Source organism: Ruegeria sp. BHSB064, from assembly GCF_059613205.1.
In genome coordinates this window covers 25,507-37,262 of sequence record NZ_JBXWSB010000035.1, presented here as the reverse complement: position 1 = coordinate 37,262, position 11,756 = coordinate 25,507, and the positions used below count along the sequence as shown (strand labels likewise).

The 11,756-nt window shown below is 57.7% G+C and carries 16 protein-coding genes and 1 tRNA gene; 12 read left to right on the top strand and 5 right to left on the bottom strand.

The genetic code is table 11. From position 1 onward, the window contains the following. Positions 1-680: GntR family transcriptional regulator (locus AC2FNU_RS10785; RefSeq protein ID WP_496788052.1), on the bottom strand; the 680-nt coding region annotated here is incomplete at its 3' end. A gap of 162 nt (positions 681-842) precedes the next feature. Here AC2FNU_RS10785 and AC2FNU_RS10780 point away from each other — a divergent pair. Next, positions 843-1,793: a GlxA family transcriptional regulator gene (locus tag AC2FNU_RS10780; protein WP_496788051.1), complete on the top strand. Its 951-nt coding sequence runs from the start codon at positions 843-845 to the stop codon at positions 1,791-1,793. 336 nt (positions 1,794-2,129) lie between these two features. On the opposite strand, the gene AC2FNU_RS10775 is transcribed toward AC2FNU_RS10780, so the two are convergent. Beyond that, positions 2,130-2,204, bottom strand: a tRNA-Thr gene (locus AC2FNU_RS10775). 83 nt (positions 2,205-2,287) lie between these two features. On the opposite strand from AC2FNU_RS10775, the gene AC2FNU_RS10770 reads away from it, so the two are divergent. The 9 genes from AC2FNU_RS10770 (at position 2,288) to AC2FNU_RS10730 (ending at position 8,098) form a co-directional block, all read left to right on the top strand. Further along, on the top strand, positions 2,288-2,443 hold the full coding sequence (locus tag AC2FNU_RS10770) for a hypothetical protein (RefSeq protein WP_496788050.1): 156 nt from the start codon (positions 2,288-2,290) through the stop codon (positions 2,441-2,443). Positions 2,444-2,449: 6 nt separating this feature from the next. Then, positions 2,450-3,718 (top strand): UDP-N-acetylglucosamine 1-carboxyvinyltransferase, encoded by a 1,269-nt coding sequence (gene murA / locus AC2FNU_RS10765; protein WP_496788049.1) that lies wholly within the window; start codon positions 2,450-2,452, stop codon positions 3,716-3,718. Further along, complete coding sequence (locus AC2FNU_RS10760) at positions 3,715-4,191, top strand: DUF2948 family protein (RefSeq protein WP_496788048.1); 477 nt, start codon at positions 3,715-3,717, stop codon at positions 4,189-4,191. Before murA ends, AC2FNU_RS10760 begins: the two co-directional genes overlap by 4 nt. Then, positions 4,192-4,713, top strand: coding sequence for a GNAT family N-acetyltransferase (locus AC2FNU_RS10755; protein ID WP_496788047.1), 522 nt, complete (start codon positions 4,192-4,194; stop codon positions 4,711-4,713). A 61-nt stretch (positions 4,714-4,774) separates the two neighbouring features. Beyond that, positions 4,775-6,076, top strand: coding sequence for a histidinol dehydrogenase (gene hisD / locus AC2FNU_RS10750; protein WP_496788053.1), 1,302 nt, complete (start codon positions 4,775-4,777; stop codon positions 6,074-6,076). Between the two features lie 98 nt (positions 6,077-6,174). Continuing rightward, complete coding sequence (locus AC2FNU_RS10745) at positions 6,175-6,654, top strand: UPF0262 family protein (RefSeq protein WP_171091315.1); 480 nt, start codon at positions 6,175-6,177, stop codon at positions 6,652-6,654. A gap of 3 nt (positions 6,655-6,657) precedes the next feature. Then, positions 6,658-7,110 (top strand): arsenate reductase/protein-tyrosine-phosphatase family protein, encoded by a 453-nt coding sequence (locus AC2FNU_RS10740; RefSeq protein WP_171091313.1) that lies wholly within the window; start codon positions 6,658-6,660, stop codon positions 7,108-7,110. Positions 7,111-7,113: 3 nt separating this feature from the next. After that, positions 7,114-7,512 carry a ketosteroid isomerase-related protein gene (locus AC2FNU_RS10735; protein ID WP_496788046.1) on the top strand — a complete coding sequence of 133 codons (399 nt, stop codon included), beginning with the start codon at positions 7,114-7,116 and terminating at the stop codon, positions 7,510-7,512. Then, a complete protein-coding gene (locus AC2FNU_RS10730; RefSeq protein WP_496788045.1) occupies positions 7,505-8,098 on the top strand; it encodes a GNAT family N-acetyltransferase in 594 nt (197 codons plus the stop codon). Before AC2FNU_RS10735 ends, AC2FNU_RS10730 begins: the two co-directional genes overlap by 8 nt. A 7-nt stretch (positions 8,099-8,105) precedes the next feature. On the opposite strand, the gene AC2FNU_RS10725 is transcribed toward AC2FNU_RS10730, so the two are convergent. The 3 genes from AC2FNU_RS10725 to AC2FNU_RS10715 all read right to left on the bottom strand — a co-directional run bounded on the left by AC2FNU_RS10725 (position 8,106) and on the right by AC2FNU_RS10715 (position 10,296). Beyond that, entirely contained in the window at positions 8,106-8,321 is a 216-nt protein-coding gene (locus AC2FNU_RS10725) for a hypothetical protein (RefSeq protein ID WP_496788044.1), read from the bottom strand. A 113-nt stretch (positions 8,322-8,434) separates the two neighbouring features. Further along, positions 8,435-9,088, bottom strand: coding sequence for a DUF1826 domain-containing protein (locus AC2FNU_RS10720; protein ID WP_496788043.1), 654 nt, complete (start codon positions 9,086-9,088; stop codon positions 8,435-8,437). After that, positions 9,085-10,296, bottom strand: a complete 1,212-nt coding sequence (locus AC2FNU_RS10715) for a GTP-binding protein (protein WP_496788042.1) — start codon at positions 10,294-10,296, stop codon at positions 9,085-9,087. The genes AC2FNU_RS10720 and AC2FNU_RS10715 overlap by 4 nt, the downstream gene beginning before the upstream one ends. 269 nt (positions 10,297-10,565) lie before the next feature. On the opposite strand from AC2FNU_RS10715, the gene AC2FNU_RS10710 reads away from it, so the two are divergent. Continuing rightward, entirely contained in the window at positions 10,566-11,441 is an 876-nt protein-coding gene (locus AC2FNU_RS10710; protein ID WP_496788041.1) for a carbon-nitrogen hydrolase family protein, read from the top strand. A 91-nt stretch (positions 11,442-11,532) separates the two neighbouring features. Next, on the top strand, positions 11,533-11,751 hold the full coding sequence (gene infA / locus AC2FNU_RS10705) for a translation initiation factor IF-1 (RefSeq protein WP_005978431.1): 219 nt from the start codon (positions 11,533-11,535) through the stop codon (positions 11,749-11,751). Positions 11,752-11,756 lie beyond the last annotated feature (5 nt).

Below are 11,756 nucleotides of genomic sequence, written 5' to 3'. Positions count from 1 at the left end.
ATTGGGACATCCAGCGCGTCAGGCATCACGAACATTTCAATCTGATCGCGTGACAGGTTCCAGTGATCTTCTGCCAGCTTCGCCGCAGCGGCTTCATCCCGTGCCTCGATGGCTGCGATGATCGCGTCATGCTGTTGGCTGGCAAGGGACAGGTTTTCCGACATTTCACCGCTTTGCGGGCGATAAAATGTCATACCGATCCTAGCGTGATCGATCAGCAGTCGGTTGAACGACGGCAGAAGGTAGACATTACCGGACATTTCGCCGGTCACATCGTGAAAACGGTTGTTGGCAAGCGCCCGGTCTTTACCAGAGCCCTTGCGCAGCGCCGCTTTGAACGCCTGTTGTGCGTCTTTAAGAGCGTCTATCTGCGTAGGGCGCGCGTTCACGGCCGCCAGACGCAGGATCGCGCCGTACACCATTGGGGCGGCAAGGAAGAAATCGCGCAGCGTGGTGTACGACATCTCGGACACCCGTGCGCTGCGGTTTGTTCGCAGATCTAGATAGCCTTCTCCGGCCAGTTGCCTGAAGACCTCGCGCAGCGGTGTGCGTGACAGACCAAATGCGTCGGACAAATGCGCTTCGTCCAGATCTGTGCCTGGCTGCAGGCGCAGCGTCAGGATGGATGTTTTCAGATGCTCTTGTAGCGCGGCTTTACGCGATTTGGCTTCGTCTTTCATTCCCTGAATCCGATCTTTCGCTTCCGCGCTCGAATCGCGCGCGGTGATCGTTATGTATTCCAAGAAAATACAACTTGTATACAAAAAAATTTCGTGCAGCATGAGCGCCTGCAAAATAGACTCACTCTTGGGCGCTGCCCCAAATTCAAAACGGTACAGCTCATGCCACAAACGCGGCACATCACATTTGTCTTGGTTGAAGAGTTCTCGCACCTCGCGTTCTCATGCGCGGTCGAACCGCTGCGCATTGCAAATCTTGTAAGCGGGCAAGACCTGTATAGCTGGAACTTTGTGTCCGAGCAGGGCGAACAAGCGGTGTGTTCCAACGGGTCAGTCACACTGGTGCATTCCGGACTGGAAAGCCTGGCCAAATGTGACCAGCTTTTTGTTCTGTCGGGTATCCATATGCGCAAGCATGTCACGCGTCCTTTGCTGGCTACCCTGCGACGCGAACGCGCCCGAGGTACGCCGATCGGAGCTCTTTGCTCGGGTGCCTGGGTGTTGGCCGAGGCCGGTTTTCTTGACGGTATGCAGGCCGCGATCCACTGGGAATACCATGACGCTTTCATGGAAGCGTTTCCCGAGGTTAATCTGGTTCGCAGCGTGTTTGTGGCTGACGAAAAGCACATAACCGCGTCCGGTGGTACGGCAACGGCAGACTTGATGCTTCACCTGATCGAGCGCGACCATGGCGAAGAGCTGGCAATCGATGTGGCCGATCAGATGGTTTACAACGCGGTGCGCAATGCAACGGCGAAACAGCGGGTTTCGTTGCAATCACGCAATGGCATGCGCAATGCGCACCTCGCCAAGGCGATCAACATCATGCAGGACAGTATAGAAACCCCCGTCTCGCCGTCCTTCATCGCCGAAGAGCTTGGAATTTCCACTCGGCAGCTTGAACGGTTGTTCGGGAAGTATCTGAATACGTCGCCCAAGAAGTACTTTATGGAAATGCGGCTGGAACGGGCCCAGAAGCTGCTGCTGCAAACCGAGGCCTCGGTTACCGAGATTGCCATCGCCTGCGGGTTCGAAAACCCCGGCCACTTTTCGCGCGTGTACCGGTCCAGCTTTGGCGTCACACCGCACGCGCAGCGCAACAAGATCGACTGAGTAACATCTGAAGGAGAATTCTGGTGTCCGATACGGCAGGGGATGCCGCATTTCACCGGTCCAAAACGGACCAGAGCGGGCATCCCCCTAACCCTGCCGAGATACCCCCTCATTAAAACCGGACTAGTCAACAGATCGGCAGGATGATGTAGCAATAGATTGCGATATTGGCATAACTATTACGAGAACTTGTCATCCGTGAGTTTCTTGTGCCCACATTCCTTAATCTTTGCCTTAATTACCGTCTTCGGATTTCTCACGAGAGGCCGTGAGCCCGCAGGAAAACACGAGTTTTGCGGCGTCCAACGCTGTATAGTTTTTTGCTTTTGCGGGGAATGGTGCTGCTGGAGAGAATTGAACTCTCGACCTCTCCCTTACCAAGGGAGTGCTCTACCTCTGAGCTACAGCAGCGCTGTGGGCGGGTGATTAGACTCAAACGAAACGCGGCGCAAGGGTGTCTGGACGGTTTTTTTCGCCTCCTGTAGAGAAAGATAATGACAGATAAAAATTCACCAAAAAAACAAGGCAAATCCGGGGACGCGCGGGAAGAGCGTTTGAAGGCGGCGCTGAAGGCGAATATGGCGCGGCGCAAGGCGCAAGCCAAGGCGCGGGCAGCCTCTGGGGACAAGGCCGAAAAGGACGAGGGATAAGAGCAGATGGATTCGATTCTTGTAACGGGCAACGGCCCGCTGAACGGGCAAATCCCGATCGCGGGGGCCAAGAACGCTTGCTTGACGCTGATGCCCGCAACTTTGCTGAGCGAAGAACCGCTGACGCTGACCAATGCGCCACGGCTCAGCGACATCAAAACCATGACCGCCCTGCTGCAATCGCTGGGGGCCGAAGTGTCTTCGCTGCAGGACGGGCAGGTGATCGCGATGTCGAGCCATGACCTGACCAGTCAGACAGCTGACTATGACATCGTGCGCAAGATGCGCGCGTCGAACCTGGTGCTGGGCCCGTTACTGGCGCGGTTTGGGCAGGCAGTTGTCTCGCTGCCCGGTGGTTGCGCGATTGGCGCGCGTCCGATGGATCTGCATGTCGAAGGGCTTGAGGCGCTGGGCGCCGAGATCGAGCTGAAAGACGGGTATCTGCACGCCAAGGCGCGGGGTGGGCTGAAAGGCGCAGTGCATGAGATGCGCTTTGCTTCCGTTGGTGCAACTGAAAACATCGTCATGGCAGCGACGCTGGCCAAGGGAACTACTGTTCTGAAGAATGCCGCGCGCGAGCCTGAGATCGTCGATCTGGTCGAATGTCTGCGCAAGATGGGGGCCCAGATTTCGGGCGAGGGGACATCGACCATTGAAATCCAGGGTGTCGAGCGCTTGCATGGTGCCACGCATCAGGTCGTTACGGACCGGATCGAATTGGGCACCTATATGCTGGCACCCGCGATTTGCGGCGGCGATGTTGAATTACTGGGCGGGCGCATGTCGCTGGTCGAATCCTTCGCCGAGAAACTGGACGCAGCAGGAATCAAAGTAGCGGAAACCGAAAAGGGGCTGAAAGTGGCGCGCAAGAATGGCCGCGTTCAGGCCGTGGATGTAGTGACAGAGCCGTTTCCGGGCTTCCCGACGGACCTTCAGGCGCAGATGATGGCGCTGATGTGCACTGCCGAAGGAACCTCGGTGCTGGAAGAACGCATCTTCGAAAACCGTTTCATGCACGCGCCGGAACTGGTGCGGATGGGCGCGAATATCGAGGTGCATGGCGGTACGGCCACAGTCACCGGTGTTGAAAGCCTGAAAGGTGCGCCGGTGATGGCGACGGACCTGCGCGCCTCAGTCTCGCTGATTCTGGCGGGGCTTGCGGCAGAGGGTGAAACAACGGTCAGCCGGGTCTATCATCTGGACCGCGGATATGAGCATGTGGTGCGCAAGCTGGAAGGCGTGGGTGCAAAAATCGAACGGATCAAGGGCGAATGACAGACGCAAGTTTTGAAGACGGGCGCGAGGCCCCACTGAACCTTGGTGCCGAGGACGGCGACGACCTTCAGGTCATCTCGACCTTGGCGCAGGACGCGGTTTTCCCGGTGACCGAGATGAAATGGCAGCCGTCGCAGCGCCGTTTTGGTCTGCTGCTGAACCGCTTTCGCTGGGAAGATAAGGACGCGGCCACCCGACGCGACCGCCCGTTCGAGCGGGTGCAATCCGTGCTGGTCTTTGATTCGGTTCTCTCTGTTGCCAGCCAGGGCATCGATCGCAGTGACAAAGACATGATCATGTCCCTTCTGTCAGTCGATTTCGAAGCGGGTGAGGATGGCGCGGGTCATATCTTGCTGACTTTGGCGGGCGACGGAGTGATCCGTCTGAAGGTCGAAGCCGTCGATGTGACCCTCAAGGATGTCACGCGCCCGTATCAGGCCCCATCGGGCCACGCCCCGCATCATCCCGAATAGATGCAGAACAAGCGAGGCATTTCTCAGGCGTTCTTCAAGCCGCCAGAAAGCGTCGCGCTGCGTCCGGCCACCGTGTTCGACGTGTTTGACATCAGTCGCGTGCTGATCCGGTCGATCAAGCAACTCTGCGTGGCTGATCACAATAACGATCCTGACCATCTAAAACAGTGGACCGCAAACAAAGATCCAGAAACCATCCGGGGTTGGTTCAAACCAGGATCGCAGATTTGGTTGGCCGAGCGCGCAGGGCAGGTGGCGGCTGTTGGGGGATTGTTCGAGACCGGTAAGATCACCTTGCTCTACGTTGACCCGGATCATGTAGATAACGGGGTCGGGGCCGCGCTGCTCAGAAAGTTGGAGCAGCAATTGGCTGCGTGTGGTTGCACCGAGGCGCATCTTGATGCCACCCGGACCGCGCGAGATTTCTATCTGAAACAAGGTTGGAAACCTGAGGAGAGGCAGGGCGACTGGAAGGGCATCCCGCAATTTCCGATGCGCAAATCGCTGCACCCCGGCGACTGAGGGTTGAGACCCGACCCTCGCAACGATATGTCCCATGGCGCAACGCCCGGAGTGCCTGATCATGCCCGTTTTCCTCGACACCACATCGCCCGATTTTGAGGGTGCTTTCCAAACGCTGCTGTCAGCCAAGCGCGAAGACAGCCCGGATGTGGATGCGGTGGTGGCGCAGATCATCCATGATGTTCGCAACCAGGGTGACGCGGCGGTCATTGAACTGACGGCGAAATTTGACCGTCTGGATCTGACGCCGGAAACCTTAGCTTTCAGTGCGCAGGAAATCTCAGACGCGGTGGCTGAGGTCGGGGCGGAAGATCGTGCGGCGCTGGAACTGGCTGCAGCCCGCATCCGATCTTACCACGAAAAGCAGATGCCTTCTGATCACAGCTGGACGGATGACTCCGGGGCCACGCTGGGCTGGCGTTGGTCTGCGGTCTCTGCGGCAGGGTTGTACGTGCCAGGTGGTCTGGCCTCCTATCCGTCGTCGGTGTTGATGAACGCCATTCCGGCTAAAGTGGCGGGCGTGGAGCGGCTGGCCATTGTGGTGCCTACACCGGATGGACAAGTGAACCCGCTGGTGCTGCTGGCGGCGCAATTGGCGGGCGTGGATGAGATTTACCGCATCGGCGGAGCGCAGGCTGTTGCCGCGCTCGCCTATGGCACCGATACCATCGCGCCGGTCGACAAAATCACCGGCCCGGGAAATGCCTTTGTCGCAGCTGCCAAACGGCGTGTGTTTGGCAAGGTTGGTATCGACATGATCGCGGGCCCTTCGGAAATTCTGGTGATAGCCGACAAAGACAACGAACCTGATTGGATTGCGCTGGATTTGCTCAGCCAGGCCGAACATGACGAAAGCGCGCAATCCATCCTGATCACCGATGACGCTAAGTTCGGGCGCCGCGTGGCTGAGGCAGTCGAAAAACGCCTCGAAACTCTGCAACGTCGTGCCATCGCTGGGGCCAGTTGGCGTGACTTTGGCGCAATCATCACCGTGCGCGATCTGGATGAGGCGGCGGCACTGTCCAACCGCATTGCGCCTGAGCATCTTGAGCTTTGCGTCGCAGAGCCGGTGGCGCTGAGCGAAAAAACCATCCACGCCGGGGCGATCTTTCTGGGTCAATATACGCCCGAAGCCATCGGCGACTATATCGGCGGCCCCAACCACGTGCTGCCGACTGCCCGGTCTGCTCGGTTCTCGTCGGGTCTCAGTGTGATGGATTTTCTCAAGCGTACGACGCTCAGCCAGATGACCCCCGAAGCGCTGCGCGCCATCGGCCCCGCCGCCGAACAACTGGCCAAGTCAGAAAGCCTTGAGGCACATGGCCTGTCGGTTACAGCCCGGCTGAACCGTCTGAATGGTTGAATTGACGCAAAGACCTGGCCTATGTGGCGTTTCTGTGCGTTGCTACGCGAATTTCGTTGTTATAGGTCTGTGCTGACACAAGGATAGTAGCTGTAAAGATGACCCGCATCTCGCATATCGAACTGGATGACCGAAACCTGCCTCCGCCAACGCCGGAGATCGAGCAGGAGCGCAAGGTTGCCATCTATGATTTGCTGGAAGAGAACAGTTTCTCTCTGCCCAAACGCGATGACCGCGTTGTGCCCGACGGGCCCTATCACTTGCAGTTGTCGATCCGCGACAAGCGGCTGGTCTTTGACGTTGCAACAGAGGAAGAGCAGAAAGCGGCGGAATTTCATCTGTCGCTCGGCCCCTTTCGGCAGGTGGTCAAAGACTATTTCCAGATCTGCGAAAGCTATTTCGACGCGGTGAAATCGCTGCCGCCCAGCCAGATCGAAACCATCGACATGGCCCGACGCGGCATCCACAACGAAGGCAGCCGCGTCTTGCAGGAAAGGTTAGAGGGCAAGGCCGACGTAGACACCGACACTGCCCGCCGCCTCTTCACGCTGATCTGCGTGTTGCATTTCGGAGGCTAACGGGTGACGCCTCTGCCGCAGTCGATCCTGTTCTGTTGCGACCACAACTCGGTTCGGTCCCCGATGGCCGAAGGCATCATGAAGAAATTTTACGGCACCGGCACTTATGTGCAATCTGCCGGAGTTCATAACGATCTGGACATTGACGGCTTTTGCATCTCGGTCTGTCACGAAATCGGGGTCGAGCTGTCCCGCCACCGCACCCGATCCTTCGACGAGATGGAAGAGTGGGGCGATGACCTCAGTTCGTTCGACCTGATTGTCGCCCTGTCACCTGCCAGTCAGCGCAAAGCGCTGGAACTGACCCGGATTTTTCATCTGGATGTCGATTATTGGCCAATAATGGACCCTACCGGGATGGGTGAGACGCGCGAAACCAAGCTACACCACTACCGACAGACCCGCGATCAGATCATCAAGCATCTGAAAGACCGCTGGGGCGAACCAACGGAGTGACCGATGAACCAGACCGTTCAAACCTATTTCGAGGCATTCAACGCCGGTGATGTTGATGGCATGTTGGCCTGCTTGTCCGACGACGTGGCCCATCACGTGAACGAGGGCCAAATCCGTGTGGGCAAGGAAAAGTTTGCGGCCTTCTGCGCCCATATGAATCGCTGCTACAAAGAAAACCTGACCGATATCGTCGTGTTCGACGCCCAAGGTGGCACACGCGCTGCGGCAGAGTTCATCGTGAATGGCACCTACCTGCAAACCGACGAGGGCCTGCCCGACGCGCATGGCCAGACCTATCGTTTGCCTGCCGGATCGTTCTTTGATCTGAAAGACGGCAAAATCACCCGCGTCACCACTTTTTACAATCTGGCGGACTGGACCAAACAGGTCTCGAATGGCTGAGGTCAGCTCTGTCCGCCCCCTGACCGGAGCGGCGCTTGAAGCCGCTTTGGACAATGTCGCCCGTCTGCGGATCAAGGTCTTTCACGACTGGCCTTACCTTTATGATGGCGACCTCGAGTATGAGCGGAAATACCTGCAGTCCTATCGTGACAGTGATCAGGCCATCGTGGTCGGTGCTTTTGACGGCGACCGCCTGATCGGCGCGTCAACCGGTGCCCCCCTGACAGATCACGCCGAAGATTTCGCCGCCGCGTTTGAAGGCACAGGCCTTGAGTTGGGCGACATCTTCTATTGCGCAGAGTCGGTGCTGTTATCGGAGTATCGCGGGCAGGGTGTCGGCCATAAATTCTTTGACGAACGTGAGGCCCATGCCCGCCGCCTTGGGTTTTCCAAAGCCGCATTCTGCGGGGTGCGACGCCCGGACGACCACCCGATGAAACCTGAACAATACCACCCGCTCGACACCTTCTGGCGCGCACGTGGTTACACGCCTCTACCCGGCGTCATTGCGCAGTTTTCCTGGAAAGACATTGGGGAAGACGGCGAGACGCTCAAGCCGCTACAGTTCTGGATTAGGGATCTATAGACACTATCTACGGTGCGCGCCTGCGGCTTAAGAAACCGTATTTCACGGCCCAGGCCCGCAGCGACAGGCGTTTGCGCTTGTCTTGTTTCACGGCCTTCTTGGATTGCTGACCGCCTTTGCGGTTGAACTCATAGACGTCAATGACACGCTCGGCGCACCCACAGGCTTCGCCCATCCCAACCTTGGCGAAGTAGAACTTCTCGAATTCTTCCTGTTTTTTCATCACGGGCCTCCTTCGCACATTCAAACACGTCAGACCGCAGATGCCAATTCACGTTCCCGTCGGAGCAGGACTGAGAGCAGGTCCCGGGCAGAGCATGCCCGGGCATTTGGTTGTCAGTGCCTCAGGATCGGGTCAAATTCACTGTCTGGGTCAAGGACCGGATCCAGAACCAGCACCAACCGCGTTTCGCCCGTGCCTTCAATCGGAGGCGAGCGATGCAGAAAGCCGGGGTCTGGTTGTGCGGGCCAGAGCGTGCCACGTAACAGAATTGGTGCGCAGGTTGGGGTTGTGAAAACGCGCGAAGGGTCGGCGCCATCTGCCGAGACCCCATATTGCGTTCCCGTTCCCTTATAGGTGCAGACGAGGCGCGCGGTCACGGCATCGATGTGGAACCGGCGACATGCATTGGTTGTCACAACGTCCAGCCGCAGCCGCAGCCATTTCGCGTTCATCAAACCGGCAAAGATATCGGACAGCGCTGCAATGTCATCCACCAGCCGGTCGCGCTCTGCGCCCGGTGGGGTACCGCGCGCGTCGCATACTTCTGAAACAGCCTCGCGCACCACCTCGGGGCGCAGGATCACGCGGGTCTTGGGCAGCTGTTCAGGTTCAAGCCCATTTAACCACGATTGAAAACCCTGCAATGGTTGTCTGTTCCATACGGCCGCAGCGCAGCCGGGCTTGTGAATGGCTGAAAGACTGTCCGGTGTGGAGCAAATCTCGATCCCCACAGCTGCGTCTTGGGCGATGTTCTGAACAATGCTCATGCCGCAGCCTCGGCACGCCGCCAGATCGGGAAGGGGTCTGCCAGATTGGGTAGATCTTCAAGACGGCTTGCAGCGACAGCGGGCAGCAGTGCGGTATCCAATCGGGCTTTCAGTTTAGGCCAGTCGATACCGCTGCCGATGAACACGATCTCTTGCCGACGGTCGCCCCAGGGTTCTTGCCAATGGGCCTGCATGTAAGCGCGTGCGCTTTCGTGATCAGGGCGGCGGTCTTCGGGCACGGTTGCCCACCACGTTCCCAGTGGCTGCACGGACGACAACGCGCCTGCCAGTGAAAACTCAGCCACCCAATCCGGGCGCGTGGCGATCCAGAAATGGCCCTTGGCCCGGATCACACCGGGCAGATCGCCATTCAGGATCTCAAGGATCTTTTCAGGGATAAAGGGCTGCCGCGCCCGGTAGACATAGCTGGTGACGCCATATTCTTCGGTTTCCGGCACGTGATCGGCAAAGCCATAAAGTTCTTTAGCCCACATCGGGTGCTCATGCGCCTTTTCGAAGTCGAACAGCCCGGTATCCAGAATTTCGTCTGCGGCAACATCTGAGTGGTTGGTTTCAATAATCTTAGCATCCGCGTTCAAACTGCGGATGATCTTGCGCGCAGCATCCACACGATCCGGTCCGGCGTCAGAAACCTTGTTCAAAATGACCACGTCGGCAAATTCGATCTGATCGGTCAGCAAATGTACCAATGTGCGTTCATCTTCTTCCCCCATGGTCTCGCCCCGGTCGCGCAGGAAATCATGGCTTGAGAAGTCATTGAGCAGATTGACCGCGTCCACAACCGTCACCATCGTGTCCAGGCGTGAAACATCCGAGAGGCTTTCGCCAAGCTCATCGCGGAAGCCAAAAGTGGCCGCTACGGGCAGAGGTTCGGAGATTCCGGTGGATTCGATCAAAAGGTAATCAAACCGCCCTTCGGATGCCAGCCTGCGCACCTCGTCCAGCAGATCGTCGCGCAGCGTGCAGCAGATGCAGCCATTCGACATTTCGACCAATGTCTCGTCTGTGCGGGAAAGCTCGGTATCGGCGCGAACAAGATCGGCGTCGATATTCACTTCGGACATATCGTTAACAATCACGGCCACCCGTCGGCCATCGCGATTGTTCAGTAAGCGGTTCAAGAGGGTTGTCTTGCCCGCGCCCAGAAAGCCGGACAGTACTGTGACCGGAAGTCGGGTGTCAGTCATGGGGTGCGCTCCTGTGTTTTAAGCCCGATTCGGGGCAGACGGTTTTCTGCCTTCTCCCGCCGAAAATTGCCGAAAATGTAATGTTATTACATTTATGATAGCAAGTCGGTTTTTTGAGAGTTATCGTGCAACCGTTGGACCAGCTTCTTGCGAAACCTCCACAGTGTCAGGGTGCGGGTCAGATGGGCGGTGCGGAGACAAATGCCCTGTACATGCCGCGCCGTCCTCTTCTAGTGTCGCGGCAACCGAGTCTTAGCAGATGCCAAATCATGAAAATCGCTACTGCCGCCTATGACCTCAGCTGGCTCGACAGTTGGGCGCAATATGAAGATAAATTGGACCGCTGGGTTGCCGACGCCGCAGGGCAGGGGGCCGAACTTCTGGTTTTTCCCGAATACGGCGCGATGGAGCTTTCTACTCTGGATGGGGTCGAGGTGGCAGGCGATCTGGAACGGTCAATCCATTCAGTGTCCGATCGAATGGGGGATGTGCAAACCCTGCACAGCCGCCTTGCGAAGTCATACAACACATACATTCTGGGCGCTTCCGCCCCGGTTATGGATGGCCACGGTCGTCCAGTGAACCGCGCCGCGTTCTATGCTCCAGATGGCGCTTGCGACCATCAGGACAAACAGATCATGACCCGGTTCGAGCGTGAAGATTGGGACATTGCCCCCGGTGGTCCGCTGAAGCTGTTCAACACCGCGCTGGGTAAGATCGGGGTGCTCATCTGCTATGACAGCGAGTTCCCTTTGCTGGGCCGCGCCCTGAGCGAGGCGGATCTGATCCTTGTTCCGTCCTGCACCGAAGCCCTTTCCGGTTACTGGCGTGTCCGCATCGGCGCGATGTCAAGAGCATTGGAAAATCAATGCGTTACAGTGATGGCGTCGCTGGTCGGGAACAACGACTGGTCCGAGGCCGTGGATAAAAACACCGGTACGGGCGGTGTATTCGGCCCGCCGGACAAGGGTTTTCCGGCCACAGGAGTGCTGGCGGAAGGCGTGCTGAACCAACCCGGCTGGACCTATGCCGAGGTGGATTTGGATGCAATTTCACAAGTCCGTACGGACGGCCATGTGCTGAACCGCGCTCATTGGCAGGAACAAGCCCCCCGAGTCGAATCGGTCACAATATCCAGCCTTTAGGTGATTCCGCCCTTGAAATAAGGGCAAAATAGGCTCATTTAGGCGCACATCCCCGCAGATTCTGCGGGTGCAACGTAATGATGGAGACAACATGGCCAAGGAAGATACGCTCGAATTTCCCGGTGTCGTGAAGGAACTCCTGCCTAATGCGACGTTTCGGGTCGAGCTGGAAAACGGCCATGAGATCATCGCACATACGGCAGGCAAGATGCGCAAGAACCGCATCCGTGTTCTGGCCGGCGACAAAGTTCAGGTCGAAATGACCCCGTATGATCTGACCAAAGGTCGGATCAACTACCGCTTCAAGTAACGCCT